General features: G+C 71.5%; 15 protein-coding genes. 10 read left to right on the forward strand and 5 right to left on the reverse strand.

Features of this window, described 5'->3' with window-relative positions; all coding sequences use genetic code 11:
- The first annotated feature begins 211 nt into the window (after positions 1-211).
- The 6 genes from ACFWP3_RS22040 to ACFWP3_RS22065 all read left to right on the forward strand — a co-directional run bounded on the left by ACFWP3_RS22040 (position 212) and on the right by ACFWP3_RS22065 (position 10,301).
- Positions 212-2,821, forward strand: a complete 2,610-nt coding sequence (locus tag ACFWP3_RS22040) for a Pls/PosA family non-ribosomal peptide synthetase (RefSeq protein ID WP_384223652.1) — start codon at positions 212-214, stop codon at positions 2,819-2,821.
- A gap of 44 nt (positions 2,822-2,865) precedes the next feature.
- Positions 2,866-5,406, forward strand: coding sequence for an amino acid adenylation domain-containing protein (locus tag ACFWP3_RS22045; protein ID WP_384223654.1), 2,541 nt, complete (start codon positions 2,866-2,868; stop codon positions 5,404-5,406).
- Between the two features lie 47 nt (positions 5,407-5,453).
- On the forward strand, positions 5,454-6,524 hold the full coding sequence (locus ACFWP3_RS22050; protein WP_384223657.1) for a TauD/TfdA family dioxygenase: 1,071 nt from the start codon (positions 5,454-5,456) through the stop codon (positions 6,522-6,524).
- Positions 6,521-7,612 (forward strand): 2,3-diaminopropionate biosynthesis protein SbnB, encoded by a 1,092-nt coding sequence (gene sbnB, locus ACFWP3_RS22055; protein WP_384223660.1) that lies wholly within the window; start codon positions 6,521-6,523, stop codon positions 7,610-7,612. The genes ACFWP3_RS22050 and sbnB overlap by 4 nt, the downstream gene beginning before the upstream one ends.
- A gap of 164 nt (positions 7,613-7,776) precedes the next feature.
- On the forward strand, positions 7,777-8,994 hold the full coding sequence (locus ACFWP3_RS22060) for a pyroglutamyl peptidase (RefSeq protein WP_384223662.1): 1,218 nt from the start codon (positions 7,777-7,779) through the stop codon (positions 8,992-8,994).
- 194 nt (positions 8,995-9,188) lie between these two features.
- Complete coding sequence (locus tag ACFWP3_RS22065) at positions 9,189-10,301, forward strand: mechanosensitive ion channel family protein (protein ID WP_384223665.1); 1,113 nt, start codon at positions 9,189-9,191, stop codon at positions 10,299-10,301.
- Between the two features lie 65 nt (positions 10,302-10,366).
- Here ACFWP3_RS22065 and ACFWP3_RS22070 read toward each other — a convergent pair whose 3' ends face one another.
- Positions 10,367-11,857 carry an MFS transporter gene (locus ACFWP3_RS22070; protein WP_384223667.1) on the reverse strand — a complete coding sequence of 497 codons (1,491 nt, stop codon included), beginning with the start codon at positions 11,855-11,857 and terminating at the stop codon, positions 10,367-10,369.
- Between the two features lie 362 nt (positions 11,858-12,219).
- Here ACFWP3_RS22070 and ACFWP3_RS22075 point away from each other — a divergent pair, with 362 nt between their 5' ends.
- The 3 genes from ACFWP3_RS22075 to ACFWP3_RS22085 all read left to right on the forward strand — a co-directional run bounded on the left by ACFWP3_RS22075 (position 12,220) and on the right by ACFWP3_RS22085 (position 15,485).
- On the forward strand, positions 12,220-12,873 hold the full coding sequence (locus ACFWP3_RS22075; protein WP_384223668.1) for a phosphotransferase: 654 nt from the start codon (positions 12,220-12,222) through the stop codon (positions 12,871-12,873).
- 99 nt (positions 12,874-12,972) lie between these two features.
- A complete protein-coding gene (locus ACFWP3_RS22080; RefSeq protein ID WP_384223671.1) occupies positions 12,973-13,617 on the forward strand; it encodes a CatB-related O-acetyltransferase in 645 nt (214 codons plus the stop codon).
- 128 nt (positions 13,618-13,745) lie between these two features.
- Positions 13,746-15,485: a BCCT family transporter gene (locus tag ACFWP3_RS22085; protein WP_384223673.1), complete on the forward strand. Its 1,740-nt coding sequence runs from the start codon at positions 13,746-13,748 to the stop codon at positions 15,483-15,485.
- A gap of 98 nt (positions 15,486-15,583) precedes the next feature.
- Here ACFWP3_RS22085 and ACFWP3_RS22090 read toward each other — a convergent pair whose 3' ends face one another.
- The 4 genes from ACFWP3_RS22090 to ACFWP3_RS22105 all read right to left on the reverse strand — a co-directional run bounded on the left by ACFWP3_RS22090 (position 15,584) and on the right by ACFWP3_RS22105 (position 18,334).
- A complete protein-coding gene (locus ACFWP3_RS22090; RefSeq protein ID WP_384223675.1) occupies positions 15,584-16,441 on the reverse strand; it encodes an alpha/beta fold hydrolase in 858 nt (285 codons plus the stop codon).
- A complete protein-coding gene (locus tag ACFWP3_RS22095) occupies positions 16,438-16,806 on the reverse strand; it encodes a hypothetical protein (RefSeq protein ID WP_384223678.1) in 369 nt (122 codons plus the stop codon). The genes ACFWP3_RS22090 and ACFWP3_RS22095 overlap by 4 nt, the downstream gene beginning before the upstream one ends.
- A gap of 101 nt (positions 16,807-16,907) precedes the next feature.
- A complete protein-coding gene (locus ACFWP3_RS22100) occupies positions 16,908-17,744 on the reverse strand; it encodes an alpha/beta fold hydrolase (protein ID WP_384223680.1) in 837 nt (278 codons plus the stop codon).
- Positions 17,741-18,334: a TetR/AcrR family transcriptional regulator gene (locus ACFWP3_RS22105; RefSeq protein WP_384223682.1), complete on the reverse strand. Its 594-nt coding sequence runs from the start codon at positions 18,332-18,334 to the stop codon at positions 17,741-17,743. The genes ACFWP3_RS22100 and ACFWP3_RS22105 overlap by 4 nt, the downstream gene beginning before the upstream one ends.
- A gap of 193 nt (positions 18,335-18,527) precedes the next feature.
- On the opposite strand from ACFWP3_RS22105, the gene hemC reads away from it, so the two are divergent.
- Positions 18,528-19,466, forward strand: a complete 939-nt coding sequence (gene hemC / locus ACFWP3_RS22110) for a hydroxymethylbilane synthase (RefSeq protein ID WP_384223685.1) — start codon at positions 18,528-18,530, stop codon at positions 19,464-19,466.
- Positions 19,467-19,496: the final 30 nt, after the last annotated feature.

Raw genomic sequence — 19,496 nt, forward strand, 5'->3', positions numbered from 1 at the left:
CGGGCCGCTACCTCTGCCGGTGTGTGCTGTCAAGCCACGACATCAAGCGGCGTGACGGAAAAGTGCCCCCGGGGCCTACTGGAGGGGCGGCAGTGAGAGCCGTGACGAGGTGACGCCATCCGTTGCCGAGCGTCACCCACACGATCGATGCCGCAAGGCATCCTCCGGCCCCCGCGGTCCGCGGCAGCCGGAACATCGTCGAGGAGCAGACATGCTAGAGAAATCCACCGCAACGCTGTCCACCAGCAGGCCCGACGACCGGCCGAAAGCCACGCCGGACGGCCCGACGGCCGAGACCGCGCGGATCCTTGCGGAGGTGCTGGCCGATGTCGTGGGTGTGGACCAGGTCCCGGGCGACAGCGACTTCTTCGCCGACCTGGGCGCTGATTCGATGGTGATGGCGCGGTTCTGCGCCCGAATCCGGAAGCGGGGCGACCTGCCGCCCGCATCAATGAAGGACGTCTACCGCAATCCCACGGTCGACGGCCTGGCCGCCGCGCTCACCCACGCCGCGCCGGCCGTCCCGGCGGCGACAGTCCCCGCGCCCGTAACCCCCGAGCGCGAGCCCGAGCCCGCGGCCACGAGCCACACCGCGCCCGCGCCTGCGCCCGTACCCGTACCCGTCTGCCAGTCCGTCCCTCCGGCCACCGCTCCGGCGCGCCAGCAGGTGAAGCGGGCCGGCACGGGCCAGTACCTGCTCTGCGGAGCGCTGCAGTTCCTGGTGTTCCTCGGCTACTCCTACCTCGTCGCCGTGCTCACGGTCCTCGGCTTCGAGTGGATCGCCGCCGGTCACGGTGTGCTCGACGTCTACCTGCGATCCGTACTGGCGGGCGGCGTCGGTTTCGCCGGCCTGTGCGCCGTCCCGATCGTCGGGAAGTGGACCCTCATCGGTCGTTTCACGCCCCGCGAGTTCCCCGTCTGGAGCCTCGGCTACGTCCGCTGGTGGCTGGTCAAGACCTTGATCCGCACCAGCCCCGCCCGCCTCCTCACCGGATCGCCGCTCTACGTGGTGTACCTCAGGGCGCTGGGCGCCAAGATCGGACGCAACGTCGCGATCTTCTCCCCGCACATCCCCGTCTGCACCGACCTGATCACGATCGGTGACGGAACCGTGGTCCGCAAGGACGTGCTCTTCTCCGGCTACCGGGCCCACGACGGTCTCATCCAGACCGGCCCGGTCACCCTCGGCAGCAACGTCCTCGTCAGTGAACAGACCGTCCTCGACATCAACACCTCGATGGGCAGCCGGGCCCAGCTCGGGCACGCCTCCAGCCTGCACGCAGGTCAGACGGTCCCCGCGGGCGAGCGCTGGCACGGGTCGCCGGCCGAGCCCACCGGTACGGACTTCCGTACGGTCGGCGCCGCCGACTGCTCCACGGCCAGGAAGGTCCGCTACACCGTCGGGCAGCTGCTCGGCCTGGTGCTGGTGTTCCTGCCGCTGGCCACCGGCGGCCTGAGCGTGCTGCTCGCCCCGCTGTCGCAGCTGACCACACCCACACAGGCCGGGACCGCGGAGTTCACCAGCGGGAGCCTCTATCTGGGCGCGCTGGCCGCATCCTTCGTACTGTTCTTCGGCGCCGCGCTCGTCGGCCTGCTCATCCAGGGCGTACTGCCGCGGCTGCTCAACCTGGCGGTCAAGCCGGACACGGTCTATCCGCTCTACGGCCTGCACTACGGTCTGCAGCGCGCCATCGCGCGTCTGACCAACACCAAGTTCTTCACGGTGCTGTTCGGGGACAGCTCCGCGATCGTCCACTACCTGCGCTACCTCGGCTACGACCTGTCGCGCGTCACGCAGACCGGTTCGAACTTCGGCAGCGAAGTGAAGCACGACAATCCGTTCCTGAGCTCGGTGGGCAGCAAGACGATGGTCGCCGACGGTCTGTCGGTCATCAACGCCGACTTCTCCAACACGGCGTTCAGGCTGTCCCGGGTCTCGATCGGAGCCGACAACTTCCTCGGCAACCGCATCGCCTATCCCGCGCACGCCAAGACCGGTGACAACTGCCTGCTCGCGACGAAGGTGATGGTCCCGGTCGACGGGGAGGTACGGGAGAACGTGGGCCTGCTGGGCTCGCCCGCCTTCGCGATCCCCCGCACGGTGATGCGGGACACCCGGTTCGAGGAACTGGAGAGCGGCAGCGAGCTGCGCCGGCGCCTGGCCGGCAAGAACCGGCACAATGCCGTCACGGCGGGGCTGTACTTGATGGCGCGGTGGATCCACGTCTTCTTCGTGAGCCTTGTCGCCCTGAGCGCCTCAGCCCTCTACCCCTCGCTAGGTGCGTCGGCGTTCGCGCTGGCCGGTGTCCTCACACTGCTGTTCACCGTCGTCTACTTCGCGCTGATCGAACGGGCCGCCACCGGATTCAAGGCCCAGAAACCGCTGTACTGCTCGATCTACGAGCCGTCTTTCTGGAGGCATGAGCGTTTCTGGAAGATGGCGTCGGTCGATTACGTGCAGATCTTTGACGGAACTCCGTTCAAGAACGTCGTCTGGCGGCTGCTGGGCGCACGGATCGGCAAGCGGGTCTTCGACGACGGCTGCTTTCTCCCGGAGCGGACCCTCGTCACCATCGGGGACGACTGCACGCTGAACGCGGGCACGGTGGTCCAGTGCCACTCGCAGGAGGACGGCGCCTTCAAGTCCGACCGCACCACGATCGGTGACGGCTCCACCCTCGGTGTCAGCGCTTTCGTCCACTACGGCGTGACCCTGGGCGACCGCGTCCAGCTCGACTGCGACTCCTTCCTCATGAAGGGCGAGCAGGTCCCGCAGGGAGCCCGGTGGACGGGAAACCCGGCCCGGCCGCAGTCCAGCTGAAACCCACCCCGACCCACATCAGCACCAGACAGGAGAGACCCCTCATGGCACTCAACGCATCCACCAGCCGAGAGTTCTGGCACGGCATCCTGGCCGCCGGCAGCGGCTCCGCCCCCCTTCCCCGATGGACCCGGGTGCCGGTCGCGGGCGTGGCCGAGTACGAGACGCCGGTCCCGGCCGGCCGGCTGACGGCCATGCGCCGGGTGGCCGACGACCTGGAAGTGCCGCTGGAATACGTGCTGTTGACCGCCCACGCGAAGGTGCTGGCCGCGCTGAGCGGGGAGCAGGAGGTCACCACAGGGTACGTCGCCGCCGCCGGAGTCCGGCCGCTGCCGTGCAGGCTGACCACCGGCCCCGGCTCGTGGCGGAGCCTGCTGCTGCACACCCGCGAGGCCCTCGCGCGGCTGCGGGCCCACCAGGACTTCCCGGTCGAAGACCTGAGGCGCGAACTCGGCCTGGTCGAGGCCCCCTTCGAGACCGTCCTGGACGTCACCGGCGGCACCCCGGCCGCGGACCCGGCGCAGGACACGGCGGTGGACCCGGCGCTGTGGACGGGCATCGTCCACGACGACGACGGCCGGCCGATACTGCGGCTGCGCTACCGCACCGACGTCCTCGACGCGGACTGCGCGGCCCGGATCGCCGGATACCACCTGACCGCGCTCGCCCTGATCGCCGCCGACCCGGACGCCGATCACACGGCCCAGAGCCTGCTGTCGGCCGAAGAGCTCCGCTTCCAGGTCGACGGCCTCGCCGGGCCCAGCCGGGAGCTGCCCGAGCGCCGCGTGCACGAACTGTTCGAGGAGCGCGTACGGCAGCACCCGAACGCCGTCGCCGCGCAGCACGGCGACCGGGAGTGGACCTACGAGCAGCTCAACGCCCGAGCCAACCGGCTGGCCCGCGCCCTGCTGGACCGGGGGCTGCACAGCGAAGGGGTGGTCGCGGTGGCCATGGAGCGGGACCTGGACTGGCTGGCCGCCGTCCTGGCCGTCTTCAAGGCCGGAGGCGCCTACCTCCCGATCGAGCCCCACCTGCCGGCCGAACGCATCACCACCATGCTCGCCCGGGCCGGCTGCGGACTCCTGATGACCCGGTCGGACGCCACGGCCGGCGTGCGGTCGGCCCTCGCCGCCCGGCCCGCGGTCCGCCCGCTGTTCGTCGACACCGCCGACGGCCAGGAGCACCCCGGGACCGACCTCGGCATCGACGTCGCACCCGACCAGCTGGCCTACATCTACTTCACCTCCGGCTCGACCGGTGAGCCCAAGGGCGCGATGTGCGAACAGGAGGGCATGCTCAACCACCTCTACGCCAAGATCGACGACCTGGAGATCGCCGAAGGGCAGGTGGTCGCCCAGACCGCGCCCCAGTGCTTCGACATCTCCCTGTGGCAGCTGCTCGCCCCGCTGCTCGTCGGCGGGCGGACCCTGCTGATCGAGCAGGAGGTGATCCTCGACGCCGCACGGTTCGTCGACACCGTCGCCCGCGGCCGCGTCACCGTCCTTCAGGTGGTCCCCTCCTACCTCGACGTGGTCCTGTCCCACCTCGAACAGCACCCCCGGACACTGCCGGACCTGCGGTACGTATCGGTCACGGGTGAGGCGCTGAAGAAGGAACTCGCCCAGCGCTGGTTCACCGCCCAGCCCCGCATCAGGCTCGTCAACGCCTACGGGCTGACCGAGACCAGCGACGACACCAACCACGAGGTCATGGACCGCACCCCGGACACCGACCGGGTGCCGCTGGGGCGGCCCGTCAACAACGTGCACCTCTACGTCGTCGACGAGCACCTCAACCCGGTGCCGCTCGGCGCACCCGGAGTGATCGCCTTCTCCGGCATCTGCGTCGGCCGCGGCTACGTCAACGACCCCGAGCGCACCCGGCCGACCTACCTCGCCGATCCGCACCGCGCGGGCCGGCGGCTGTACCGCAGCGGCGATGTCGGCCGCTGGCAGCCCGACGGCAAGCTGGAGTTCCTCGGCCGCCGCGACAACCAGGTCAAGATCCGCGGCTTCCGCATCGAGACCGGCGAGATCGAGAACACCCTGCTCCGCGCCCCCGGGGTCCGCGACAGCGCCGTGGTGGTCACCGAGCGGCCCGACCACAGCACTCACCTGGTGGCGTTCTACAGCGCTCCGCAGCCGCTCGAAACCGGCGTCCTGCTGGACCGGCTGGGCGCGTCACTGCCCGGCTACATGGTCCCCTCGGCCATTCACTGGCAGGAGAGCCTCCCGCTGACCGCCAACAGCAAGATCGACCGCAAGGCCCTGACGGCCCTGGCCGCGCAGCTGCACGGCACCGAGGACGCCACCGAGGACGAGGTCCAGGCGCCGAGCACGCCCGCCGAACAGCGGATGGCGGCCGCGTGGGCGAAGGTGCTCGGCGTTCCGCAGGACCAGATCGGCCGGGGCGACAACTTCTTCGACCGGGGCGGGACCTCCCTGTCGGCCGTGCGGCTCGCCGTCACCCTGGACCGTGCCGTGTCCCCGGCGGACGTCAACCGGCACCCCGTCCTCACCGATCTCGCCCGGTTCCTGGACACCGCGGCCCGGCCGCGCCCCACCGCACCGTCGGTCTCCCTCTGACGGCCGTCCCCCTGCTCCACCCCGACACCCCCGAAAGGACCAAGACCATGTCGTTCACCAGCCCCGCCCCCGTCAGCCCCGCCCCGCTCAGCCCCAGCCCCGTACCGGCCTCCGTGCCCGTACCCCCGGTGGACCTGAACCCCGGCACACCCCCGATCCTGCACGTCCCCACCCCCGCACCGGCCGACGCACCGGCCTGGGCCGCCGAACACCGCCACACCCTGCGCGGCCTCGTCACCGAACACGGCGCCGTCCTCGTCCGCGGGCTCGGCCTGTCAGACGCCGGGCAGGTGGGCGCCGTCTTCACCGCAGTGGCCCCCGCCCTGATGGCCGACACCGAGACCTTCGCGCCCCGCCAGGCCCACGCCCCCGGCGTGTACTCCTCCACGGTGTGGCCGGCCAACCAGCCCATGTGCATGCACCACGAGCTCAGCTACACCCACAGCCCGCCCGGCCTGATGCTGATGGCGTGCCTGACGGCACCCGCCGAGGGCGGAGCCACCGCCCTCGCGGACTCCGCCGCCGTCCTGGACGCGCTGCCGCCGGAGCTCGTCCAGCGGTTCGAAGCCGAGGGCTGGCTGCTCACCCGTACCTACAACGACGACATCGGCGCCTCCTGGACCGAGGCGTTCGGCACCGAGGACCGGGCGGCCGTCGAGGACTACTGCCGCGCCAACGCCATCGAGTTCGCCTGGCAGGGCGACGGCGGCCTGAGCACCCGCCAGCGCCGCCCCGCCGTGGTGCGCCACCCGGCGACCGGCCGGCGCTGCTGGTTCAACCAGATCGCGTTCCTCAACGAGTGGACGCTGGCGCCCGAGGTGCGGGAGTACCTCGTCGACGTCTACGGCCCCGACGCCCTGCCGTTCAACACCCGCTTCGGAGACGGCGACCCGATCGGCGAGGACATCGTCGAGCTGATCAACACCGTCTACACCGAGCACACCGTCCGCGAGCCCTGGCAGTCCGGCGACCTGATGCTCATCGACAACATCCGTACCGCCCACAGCCGGGAACCGTACGAGCCGCCGCGCGAGGTCCTCGTTGCCATGGCCGCACCGCACACCCCGCACTCCTTCCCGCCCGCCCTGACCGCATCCTCTGAGGGGAGCACCCGATGACCACCGCCCGCACCACTCCCGCGCAGTCCACGACGCCCGAACCGGTTGCAGCAGCACCGCAGTTCACCGTGCCCCCGTTCGCCGTGATCCCGGGCGCCCAGGTCCAGCACACCCTCCAGGGCCAGGAACCCCAGATCATGGAACTGATCGAGGCCACCTACGCACTCCACTCCGCCGGGCAGTCGGTGAACCCGCCGTCGTACTTCCTGCGCTTCCCCGACCGCCCGACCGCCCGCATCATCGCGCTGCCCGCATCGATCGGTGGGCAGGACCGGGTGGACGGTCTCAAGTGGATCTCCAGCTTCCCCGACAACGTGCAGGCCGGCCTCCCGAGGGCCTCGGCGGTGCTGATCCTCAACGACCACGACACCGGCTACCCGTTCGCCTGCCTGGAAAGCTCCATCATCAGCGCCACCCGGACCGCGGCGATGGCCGCATCGGCCGCCCACAGGCTGAGCCGGGCCCGCGGGACCCGGCCGACCCGCATCGGATTCTTCGGAACCGGCCTGATCGCCCGCTACATCCACACCTTCCTGGCCGCGACCGGCTGGTCCTTCGACGAGATCGGCGTGCACGACATCTCCGCCGACAGCGCGGCGGGCTTCGAGAGCTACCTGCGAGGCACCGACGAGACCACCCGGATCACCCTGCACGACAGCCCCGAGGAGCTGATCCGCTCCAGCGACCTGCTCGTCTTCGCCACCATCGCCGACCGGCCCCACGTCACCGACCCGGCGTGGTTCGACCACAACCCCCTGGTCCTGCACGTGTCCCTGCGCGACCTCTCGCCCGAGATCCTGCTCGCCTCGACCAACATCGTCGACGACGTCGAGCACTGCCTGAAGGCCGACACCTCACCCCACCTGGCCGAACAGCTCACCGGGAGCCGCGACTTCCTCGCCGGCACGCTGCACGACGTCACCACCGGCCGCGTGGAGGTGCCGCAGGACCGGCCCGTGGTGTTCTCGCCCTTCGGCCTGGGCGTGCTCGACCTGGCCGTCGGCAAGCACGTCTACGACGAGGCCCTGCGCACCGGGCAACTCCAGGTCATCGACGGCTTCTTCCACGAGCTGCGCCGGTACGGATGAGCGGCGCACCGGCCCGGACCCGAGGCCGGCGGAGTTGAGCCAGTCCTCGCGGCTGTGGCCGGTGCCCCTGTGGTGGGGGTGCCGGCCGCTATGTAATGTCACATCGCATGATGATCTTACGTCGCGCGGCATCGGCCGCCGCCCTTCTCATCACCATCCTCCCCGTGGCAGTCGCCTCACCCGCGCACGCGGCCGACGGCTCGTCCGCCTGCCGCACCCAGGCCACCGCACCGCTCGACGCCGAACAGGCACGGCTCGCGGACGCCCGTACCACCGCCCTGGTCCAGCGGGCCGGCCTCGAGGACTTCGTACGACGGTTCCCCGCCGCCCTGTGCGCGACGCGCCGCCCCGCCGAGGCCGAACGGCTCCTCCAGTCCTGGGGCGAGGCCCTCTGGCAGGCCTCCGTACGACGCGCCCAGGGCCAGCGGCCCGGCGGCGACCTCGCCGCCGGCGACGACCGGCCGCTGTACTGGGCTCGGCTCGCCATGACCGCCGCCCTCGCCCGCTGGCAGCCGGAGTTCACCGTCGACCGGGCCGCGCTCCGCGCCCGCTTCGAGGACGCCTCCCGAGGCCTCACCGACAACGCCTTCCGGCCGGCGCCCGGCGTACGAAGGATCTTCATCAGCGGGTTCGACCCCTTCGGGCTCGACGCCGAGATCCGCCGCGCCAACCCCTCCGGATCGGCCGCCCTCCAGCTCAACGGCCGGCGCGTGACCCTCGCCGACGGCACCCCGGCCGAGATCCGCGCCGTCGTCCTGCCCGTGCGCTACGCCGACTTCGACGCCCACATGGTGGAGCGGGCCTTCGCCCCGCGCATGGCCGCGGGACCCGCCTCGGCCGACATCATCACCACCGTCAGCCAGGGCTACCCCGGGATCTTCACCCTGGAGGACTGGGCGGGCCGGGCCCGGTCCGCCGACCCGTACCCCGACAACGCCCGCGCCCTCTCCGGCGGCACCCGCGAGCGTCCGGTGACGGCCCCCGGCCTCGGCCCCGGACCGGAGTTCATCCGCACCACGCTGCCCGCCGACGCGGTGACCGCCGCCGTGCAGACCCCGTACCCCGTCCTCCTCAACAGCGAGGTGACCGAGATCCCGGCCGGCGGCACGGCTCCCGTCGACCGGCCCGACGGCCCCACGCCCGGCTCCCGGGCCGTGGCGGGCGGCGGGGGCGGCTACCTGTCCAACGAGGTCGCCTACCGCTCCAACCGGCTGCGCACCGAACTCGCCCCGCACCTGCCCGGCGGCCACCTCCACACCCCCGTGCTCACCGGCCTGCCGGCCGACCCCCAGCAGCTGACCGGCCCCGAGTTCGAACGCAACGAGAGCGCGATCACCGCCGAGGTCCGCGCGGTCCTCGAACACGCCGCCGTACGACGGTAGCCACCGCCCCCGCCTGCGGCGCGTCACCCGCCATGGGGCAGGATGGCAGCCCGTTCCGGATGCGCACACACGCCCGAACGCGGCTTACAGCACGACGAACTGACAGGTGACAAGGTGACGACACACCTCATACGACGGCCGGCAGCGTCCGTCGCCACGCCCCCGGGCCGGCGCCGCCCAGCGGAGGGGGTCCGTTGAACCGGGATCTCGTCCTGCACGACTGGCTCGTCGCGGGAATCGCGCTGGCGGCGGGCGCCGCGGCCGGGCTGCTGCTGCGCGCCCTCCTGCGGTGGCTGGGCCGGCACGCCGAGCGCACCCGGTGGCGGGGCGACGACATCATCGTCGACGCCCTGCGCACCATCGCCCCCGGTGCCGCACTCATCGCGGGCGCCGCGGTGGCCGCCACGACCCTGCCGCTCACCCCACGGGTCTCGGGGATCGTGAACCAGTCCCTGACCGCGCTGCTCATCCTCATCGCCACGCTCAGCACGGCGCGGGTCGTCGCCGGCCTCGTCCAGTCCGTGGCGGGGGCGCGCACCGGGGTGGCCGGCTCGGCGTCCATCTTCGTCAACATCACGCGGATCGTGGTCCTCGTGATGGGCGTGCTGGTCGCCCTGGAGACCCTCGGCGTGTCCATCGCGCCCCTGGTCACGGCCCTCGGAGTGGGTGGTCTGGCGGTGGCCCTCGCGCTCCAGGACACCCTCGCCAACCTCTTCGCCGGGGTGCACATCCTCGCCTCGAAGACCGTGCAGCCCGGTGACTACATCCGGCTCACCAGCGGCGAGGAGGGGTACGTCGTCGACATCAACTGGCGCAACACCGTGGTGCGCAACCTGTCGAACAACCTGGTCATCATCCCCAACGGGCGTCTCGCGCGGACGAACATGACCAACTTCACCCAGCCGGAAGCGCGGTTCTCGATCCTGGTCCAGGTGGGAGTGGGCTACGAGAGCGACCTGGAGCACGTCGAGCGGGTGACCCTGGACGTCGTCGACGGCGTGATGGCCGACATCAACGGCGCGGTCCCCGACCACGAAGCGGCCGTCCGCTTCCACACGTTCGCGGACTCCCGCATCAACTTCACCGTGATCCTGGGTGTCGGCGAGTTCAGCGACCAGTACCGGATCAAGCACGAGTTCATCAAGCGCCTGCACCGGCGGTTCCGTACGGAGGGCATCTCGATCCCCGCCCCGACCCGTACGGTCGCCCTCCACCGGGACGGCGACCTCCCCGAGCCGTCCGCGCAGGTGCCGGTCCCGCACCAGCGCGGGGCCTCCCCGACGGTCCTCACGGACAGCGGCCGCTAGGCCCTCTCTTTCGGAGACGGCCCAGCGTGCCGTACGCCCCTGCCCGACGCCGAGCGCGGCCGCGGTCACCGCGAGCCGGCCGCGGCCGGCTTCACCACCGACAGCGGCTCGGCGATGTCCTCCAGCGAGCGGCGCTCGGCCTTGACCGCGAGGAAGGCCGCCACGAGGCCGGCGGCGCACATCAGCGCGGCGCCGATCCGGAAGGCGAGCGCCGTGTCGCCGACCACGCCCGACTCGGTGAGGTCGGCGAAGATCAGCGGGCCGCTGATGCCGCCGGCCGCGGTGCCGAGGGCGTAGAAGAAGGCGATGGCCATGGCGCGGGTCTCCATGGGGAAGATCTCCGACACGGTCAGGTACGCGCTGGACGCGCCCGCCGAAGCGAAGAACAGCACCACGCACCAGCAGACCGTCATGCTCGTCGCCGTGAGCGAACCCCGGTCGAACAGCCACGCCGTGCCGAACAGGAGCACGCCGGAGAGCAGGTAGGTGGAGGAGATCATGATCCGCCGTCCGAGCGTGTCGAACAGCTTGCCGAGCAGCAGGGGCCCGAGGAAGTTGCCCGCGGCGATGACGGCGAAGTAGTAGCCGGTGTGGCCCGTCGGCACGTCGAAGAAGGTCGTGAGGATGGTGCCGAAGCCGAAGGTGATGGCGTTGTAGAGGAAGGCCTGGCCGATGAAGAGCGACAGGCCGAGGAACGCGCGGCGCGGGTAGCGGCCGAAGACCGTCTTGGCGATGAGCCCGAAGCCGATGCTCTTGCGCTGGTGGATGGTGATCTCACCGGCCGGCGGCGGCAGGCGCTCGCCCTTCTCCCGCTCGATCTCGCGCTCCACGGACGACACCAGTGCCTCGGCGACCTGCGACCTGCCGTGGATGAACTGCCAGCGCGGGCTCTCCGGAACGTGCCGGCGCACGAGCAGGATGACCAGGCCGAGGACGACGCCGAGGGCGAAGCTGAGCCGCCAGCCGAGGTCCTTGGGGAAGATGTCGGTATCGAGCATCACGACGGACAGCAGGGCCCCGCCGATCGCGCCGAGCCAGTAGCTGCCGTTGATGATGAGGTCGACCCGGCCCCGGTAGAGGGACGGGATCAGCTCGTCGATCGCCGAGTTGATGGCCGCGTACTCGCCGCCGATGCCGAAGCCGGTGAGGAAGCGGAAGAGGAAGAACCACCAGGACTCGAACGAGAGCGCGGTCATGGCGGTCGCGGCCAGGTAGACGGCCAAGGTCACCATGAAGAGCCTCTTGCGGCCGTAGCGGTCCGTCAGCCAGCCGAAGAAGAGCGCCCCGGAGCACGCGCCTGCCACGTAGAGGGCGGCGGCGATACCGGTGACCTGGGCAGCGGTGATGTCGAGGCCGCTGCCCTCCTCGGCGAGGCGGCCGGCGACGTTGCCGACGATGGTGACCTCGAGACCGTCGAGGATCCAGACGGTGCCGAGGCCGATCACGATCATCCAGTGCCAGCGGGACCACGGCAGGCGGTCGAGGCGGGCCGGTACGGCGGTGGTGACGGTGGCCGTGCCTGCCTCCGCGGGCACGGTCGACGAGTCGGACGCCATCGTTCCCTGATCCCTCCTTCTCGACCGCCCCCTGCCCTGCCGGGTTCCCGCGAACCGTCCGGACATGCGGCCGCTGCCACGGCCGTACGGAATGCGCTCGAGCCCCGCACCGGGAGGAAGGGCGGGCCGCCCTGCGCGCTCCTTCACACAGTCCGCCGCTCATACGCAGCGATCTTGACCTCCGGCCCGCCGAACCGTCCCCGTACCCGTTCCGTACGCGCCGCTCATCAGCACTTCGGCGCATCCGCCGCCACCGAACAGACCAACGCCACTGGTCATTGCGTTCGGTTCCCCTCGTGGATACTGCGGGCCGGGGGCGATCGCGTTGCCCTGGGGCAGAGCAGGCGGACCGAGGAGGGGTGTTGGAGCTGATCGGGCGGGGACGCGAGGCCGACGTGTACGCCGTCGGCGGAGACCGGGTGCTGCGCCGCTTCCGCAACGGAGGCCCGGCGGAGGACGAGGCGCGGCTCCTGCGGTGGCTGGCGGCTCAGGGCTACCCGGTGCCGGTGGTCCACGAGGCGGCCGGCACGGACCTGGTGATGGAGCGGCTGCACGGGCCGACCATGAGCGAGGCGTTGCGCAGCCGTCCCTGGCGGGCTGCGGCGTACGGCGCGCTGCTGGGCCGGCTGCACCGGGAGCTGCACGGTCTGCCCGACCCCGGCTGGCTGCCCCGGCTCCCGGGAGGCGACGGCGGTGATGACCGGGTGCTGCACCTCGATCTGCACCCGGAGAACGTCATCATGACGGACCGCGGCCCGCGGGTCATCGACTGGAGCACCTCCCGCGTCGGCCGCCCCGAGGTCGATGTCGCCATGACCTTCGTCATCCTGCGCGGCATCGTCCTTCGCCCGCACGAAAGCCTGCTGATCCGGGGTTTCCTGCGCGCCATGGCCCGTACCTGCGGGACCGACCGGCGCGCCGGCATGCCCGCCGCCACCGAGCGACGGCTGGCGGACCCCCACCTCACGGAAACCGAGGCCGCCCTGGTCCGCCGCCTGCGGCGCCCCCACGCCTGAGGTCACAGAATGGGCCTTCGCCGCCCCTGCCGAACCGAGAACCGAACCGAGAACCGAACCGAGAACCGAGAACCGAACCGAGAACCGAGAGCGACTGCCATGAATCGCCTTCCCGCCGACCCGACGGTGCTTCACCCGTTCCCCGACCAGCCGCGCGTGGTCCTGCTCAAGCCGCTGGTGACCTCGCCGCTGATCGAGGTCGGGGAGTACTCGTACTACGACGACCCTGACGATCCGACCGCGTTCGAGTCCCGCAACGTGCTCTACCACTACGGGCCGGAGAAGCTCGTCATCGGGAAGTTCTGCGCGCTGGGCACCGGGGTGCGGTTCATCATGAACGGGGCCAACCACCGCATGGACGGGCCCTCCACGTTCCCCTTCCCCATCATGGGCGGATCCTGGGCCGAGCACTTCGACCTGCTCACCGGCCTGCCGTCCAGGGGCGACACCGTCGTCGGCAACGACGTCTGGTTCGGCTACCACACCATGGTCATGCCGGGCGTGCGCATCGGGCACGGCGCGGTCATCGCCTCCGGCGCGGTGGTCGTGGACGACGTCCCCGACTACGGCATCGTGGGCGGCAACCCGGCCCGGCTCATCCGCACCCGCCACCACGAGGACGACATCGCCCGCCTGCTCGCCCTCGCCTGGTGGGACTGGCCCGCGGACCACCTCACCGAGCACATCCGGGTCATCATGTCCGGCACCGTCGACGACCTCGAGGAAATCGCACCGCGGGCCTGAGCCGGTCGGCCGATCGGGGCCTGTTGATGCAGGGACAGGTGTGCGCGCCGTGGTACGGGATATCCGAGGCCAAAACCGGGCCACGACCGCGAAAGGTGCCGCCTGTGTCTCAGGAGCAACGTAAACGGATGCAAAGGCTGCGGCTGCCCGTGAAGGCGGCCCTGCCCGGCCGCCATCCGCACGAGGACAAGGAGCCCGTCACCGACCGGGTGGTCTTCGGTGTGACGGCCGTGCTGACCTTGGGCTTCGTGATCTGGGGCGCCACGGCCACCAGCGCGCTGGAGCGCGTCTCCGACACCCTGCTGAACGGCCTGATGCACAACGCCGGCTGGGCGTTCGTCCTGGTCGCCTCCGGGTTCGTGGTCTTCGCGCTCTGGCTCGCCATCAGCCGCTACGGGCGGATCGAGCTGGGCCAGGAGCACGAGAAGCCGGAGTTCAGCACCGTCTCCTGGGTCGCCATGATGTTCAGCGCCGGCATGGGCATCGGCCTGATGTTCTACGGCGTCAGCGAACCCCTCGCGCACTACACCACCCCGCCGCCGGGCACCGACCCCGCCGACTCGGCGGACGCCATGCAGACGGCCCTCGCCACCACGCTGTTCCACTGGACGCTGCACCCGTGGGCCATCTACGCCGTGGTCGGCCTGGCCATCGCGTACAGCACCTTCCGGCGCCGCAGACGGCAGGCGATCAGCGCCGTCTTCGTGCCGCTGCTCGGGAAGAAGCGCGCCGAGGGCGCACCGGGCCGGGTGATCGACATCCTGGCGATCTTCGCCACGCTGTTCGGCTCCGCGACGTCCCTGGGGCTCGGCGCGCTCCAGATCGGCAGCGGCATGCACGAGGTGGGCTGGCTGGGCAAGGCCGGGACGGGGCTGCTCGTCGCCATCATCGGCGTGCTGACCGTCTGCTTCGTCTTCTCCGCCGTCTCGGGCGTGGAGAAGGGCATCCAGTGGCTTTCCAACATCAACATGGTGCTCGCCGTCATCCTCGCGGTCTTCGTGTTCGTCGTCGGACCCACCATCCTGGTCCTCGACCTGATCCCCACCTCCCTGGCCGCGTACTTCGACGAGCTGCCCCAGCTGATCGGCCGCACCGAGGCGTCCACCGGCGGCGGTGACGTCGCCGACTGGCTGAGCAGCTGGACGGTCTTCTACTGGGCGTGGTGGATCTCGTGGACGCCGTTCGTCGGCATGTTCATCGCCCGCATCAGCCGTGGCCGTACGATCCGCCAGTTCGTCGGCGGCGTCATCCTGGTGCCCAGCACCGTGAGCCTGGTCTGGTTCGCCATCTTCGGCGGTACGGCGATGCGCCTCAAGGAGCAGGGCAAGCTCGGCGACGCGACCACGCCCGAGGCGCAGCTCTTCGGGGTGCTCCAGGAGTTCCCGATCGCCGGCGTGATGAGCCTGCTCGTGATGGTCCTGGTCGGCATCTTCTTCGTCTCCGGCGCGGACGCGGCGTCCATCGTCATGGGCACCCTCTCCCAGAAGGGAACCTTCGAACCCGCCCGGTTCATCGTCGTCTTCTGGGGCGTGGTGACCGGTGGCGTGGCGGCCGTGATGCTGCTCGTCGGCGAGGGCAAGGGCGACGCCCTCGCGGGCTTGCAGCACTTGACGATCCTCGTCGCGGCACCGTTCGTGCTGGTGATGATCGGCATGTGCTGGGCGCTCTTGCGCGACCTCCGCCAGGACCCGCTGATCGTCCGCGGTGAACTCGCCGAGGAGGCGATGGAGGAAGCGGTGATCGCGGGCCACGAGAAGTACGCGGGCGAGTTCGAGATCCGTATCGGCCCGGCGCAGGACGAGGCACCCGCCAAGCCGAAGGACGACCCGGAGCGCAAAGACCCGGGAGCCCCGCCCCCGGCCCCCTGACGGGCGCACCCGCCCTGGGCCGGCCGGGCCTCGCACCACGGCCCGGCCCGGCCCGTTGGCGACATCGCCTTTTCCGCGACGCGCGGGCGCGTACGCGCTCAGTCGAGCCGCTCCAGGAACGGGACGATCGCGTCGAGGAAGTGCTCGTTCCGATCGCCGGCCACCATGTGCCCGGCGCCGAGGACGTCGACGCGCCGGGCGCGGGGCACCCGGTCGCAGAACTGCTCGGCCACGTCTTCGCGCACTACGTCGCTGACCCCGCCGCGGACGAGCAGGATCGGTACGTCGGCGTGGCGCGCGGCGTCGAGGAGACGCTCGGCCATGCCCGGCGGGTCCATCCGGCCCTCGAAGCTGTCCAGGATCCGGGGGTCCCTGTGCCAGACCCAGCGGTCGCCGCGCCGCCGTAGGTTGTTCCGTATCCCTTCGGGGTCGGCCGGGCGCGGGCGGTGCGGCAGGTGCGCGGACACTGCCGCGGCCGCCTCCCCGACGTCGGCGAACCCGTCCGGATGACCCCGCATGAAAGCGACGATCCGCCGGAACGCTCGGGGATCCGGTCGATGGGCGACGTCGACGAGCACCAGGGCGCGGATCGCCGCCCCGGGCGCCTCGCCGGCGGCCAGCAGGGAACCGAGGCCTCCCAGCGAAGCGCCGACGAGCACCGGCCGGCCGCCGAGCTCGGCGACGATCGCCCGGACGTCCTCGGCGAACAGTTCGAGGGCGTAGCCCCCATCGCCCGCCCATGCGCTGCTGCCGTGCCCGCGCAGGTCCGGGGCGATGACCCGCCACCCCAGCGCGGCCAGCCGCGGGCCGGTCCGATCCCACGCTTGCCGCGTCTGGCCTCCGCCGTGCAGCAGGACGAGCGGCGGAGCGGACGCCTCGCCCCACACGTCCGCCGTGAGCCGGATGCCGCCGTGGCCCGTGAAATCCCGGGAGAGTGGCAGCGCACCGGCCGTCATTCCGCGCCGCCCCGGGTGCGCAGCGGCGCCAGCAGCTGGTCGCGGTGGGGATCGGCGGCCGCCGCGGCGAGTACGACGTCCAGTGCGAACAGGGCCTGCGCGAGGAACCGTTCGTCATCGATCCGGCCGGCGACCCACTGGTGCAGCGCACCCACGCACGCGGCGCTGACCACGGCCGCCAGGGCGTCGGTCTCGACATCGGCGCGCAGCAACCCCTGAGTCCGTGCCTGCGCCATCGCGCGGCGGAGCCGGACGAGCGGACTGCGGTCGAGCACGCGGCCGCCGGCCTCCCAGCCGCGCACCCTCTCACACGGGTGGACGAAGAGACCCGGCCGGATGCCCCATGCGTTGAGCACGCTGCTCAACTCGGCCTCGTCCGGGGCGCCGACGGACCTGATGTGGGCTGGGTTGAGGCGCGGCGCGGCCAGTCCGAGCCGTCGTTCACAGGGCTCATTCTGCTCCTGCTTCAGGCGCGGAAAGCCTTCCGGAGGAGCTCTCCGAACTCGGCCGGGTGCGTGGTCAGGCCGGTGTGGCCGCCGGGGAAGTGCAGGAGGTTCGTGCCGAGACGTTCGGCGAGGAAGGCGGCCGGACGGTAGGGCAGCTCGCCGCGCGAGTCCTGGCCGCAGGCGAGGACCAGACGGTCCGTCAGGGTGGCTAGTCGGTGGACGTCCGGGGTGTAGGACATGAAGCTGGGCACGATGCGCCCGATGAAGTACGGCAGGTTGGCCATCGTCTGCTCGGCCCGTGCCGCTGCCTGCGGCGGGAGCTTGATCTCGGCCTTCGGCTCGGCAGCGGGGCCGTCCTTCTTCAGGCCCGCGGCGAACGTCGCCATCGCCGGCATGAGTCCCTGTGTCTGGAGGGTCTCCTGCACGCGGGCGATCAGTGCGCGATGCTCGGCGGCGTCGGGCAGGACCTCCACGACCGGCGGCTCGTGTGCCACGAGGCGTTCGACGCGTTCGGGATGGGCGGCGAGGAGGTGCAGGGCGGCGATCGCGCCCGAACTGGCGCCGAACACCCGGGCGGGCTCGCCGGGCGACAGCAGTTCCAGCATCCGGAACGCGTCGTCGGCATGCTGGGCCACCTTCTGCTCGGCCTCGGCGTCGTCCAGCGTGCTTCGGGACATGCCGCGGGGGTCGTAGGTCGCGACGGTGTATTCGGCGGCCAGGTCGTCGGCGATGCCGTCGAAGGAGGCCGCGCCCCCGGACCCTCCGGGGATCAGCAGGAGGAGCGGGCCTTGGCCGCGTACCTCGTAGTGCAGGGTCGCACCGTCCACGCGCAGGCTGCCGATGGTCGGGTCGGTCATGACGGGTCTCCTTCTCGGGACGGCGGCCAGTGCTCCAGGAGGGTGTGCAGGGCGTCGAGGGCGCGGAGCCAGGAGTCCTGCGGTGAACGCTCGTGTGCGAACCCGCCCGCGGCTTCCAAGGCGACGAAGCCGTGGAACGTGCTGCGCAGCAACCGGACCGCGTCGGTCAGGTCCGGCTCGGCCAGTCCGTAGCCGCGCAGCATGCCGTAGGTCAGCTCGACCGCACGCCGCGGCCCGGACGCTCGTGCGGCCAGCTCGGGGTCGATCCGGATCGGGGTCTGCGTCGCCATGTAGCGCCCCGGATGCTCGTGGGCGTACTCCCGCCAGGCGTTGGCGAACGCGACCAGTGCGTCCTTGCCCGCCCGCCCGGAGGTCGCCTCCGCGATGCGGATGGTTTTCTCGTCGGCCGCCAGCAGGGCGATCCGCCCGCGCAGATCCTCCAGGCCGCGCACGTGCGTGTAGAGGCTCGCGTCCTTCACGCCGAACCGCCGCGCCACCTGCGACATGGTCACCTGGTCGAGCCCGACCTCGTCCGCCAACTCGGCGCCCGCGACCGTCACCCGCTCCGCCGTCAGCCCTGCCCGCGCCATGCACCCTCCCCGTTCCTAGGAGTCTTAGCTTATACCTAGGATCCCTAGGAACGGCAAGGAGCAGGTCCGTTCGCGCCGCGCCGCCGGGCCTGGATCAGGCTGCTCCTTGGTGACGTTCTGTCGGAAACCCCATGGATGTGGTGCAAGTAGACTTCCGCGTCAATGTCCTTGGTGAGTTGAGGAGTTGGCCCAGATGCGCGAGGCGACGCTGGTGATCGTCGGGTCCCGGGCGAGCGCGCTTGCGAAGAAGCAGGCGGCGGAATGGCTCGGCCCGCTGCGCGTCCGCTTCCCCGACGTGCGGTTCAAGAGGGCGCTGATCACCGAGGGCGGGGACCGGGACCGTCGGACCGCGACGCTCGCCGAGGTTGCCCAGACCACCGGCGGCAGCGCGTTCTCCAGCGACCAGGAGCGCGCCCTGGTGAACGGTGAAGTCGACGTCATCGTGCACTCCTTGAAGGATCTCCCGACGACCCTCGCCGAGGGCACGATGCTGCTGCCCTCCCCGGGCCCCCGCGCGGACGTCCGCGACGTCCTGTGCGGAGCCACCCTGGCCGGTCTGCCGAAGGGCGCGGTCATCGGCACCGGCGCCCCGCGGCGCATCGCCCAGCTCCTCGCGCTCCGCCCGGACCTGAACCTCGTACCGATCCGGGGCAACGTCCCCGGCCGGATCAAGCACGCCGGCCGGGGCGGCATCCACGCCGTGCTGCTGGCCGCCGCCGGACTGGGCCGGCTGGGCCTGATGCCCGAGGTCCACGAGGTTCTCGAGCCCCACCGGTTCCTCCCCTCGCCGGGGCAGGGCGCCCTCGGTATCCAGGTCCGCACCGGCTCCCCGGCCGCCCGCCTCCTCGCGTCCACTGGCGACCCGTACGTGGACGCCTGCGTACGCGCGGAACGCGCCCTCCTCGCCGAGCTGCACGGCGGATGCTCCGTCCCCGTGGGCGCGTGGGGGCAGATCACCCCGGAAGGGCTTCTGCACCTGTCGGCGGCCGTCACCGCACTCGACGGAACCGCGCAGGTCACCGCGACCGGCTCCGGGCCGGTCGACGCCCCGGAGAAGCTGGGCGCCTGCGTCGCCGCCGACCTCCTCGCCGAGGGAGCCGCACGCATCCTCGCGGACATCAGGAAGCCCTGAGCTGCCGCGGGCCTTTGTGCGAGGACAGGC

Source organism: Streptomyces sp. NPDC058525, from assembly GCF_042719495.1.
Lineage (GTDB): Bacteria > Actinomycetota > Actinomycetes > Streptomycetales > Streptomycetaceae > Streptomyces.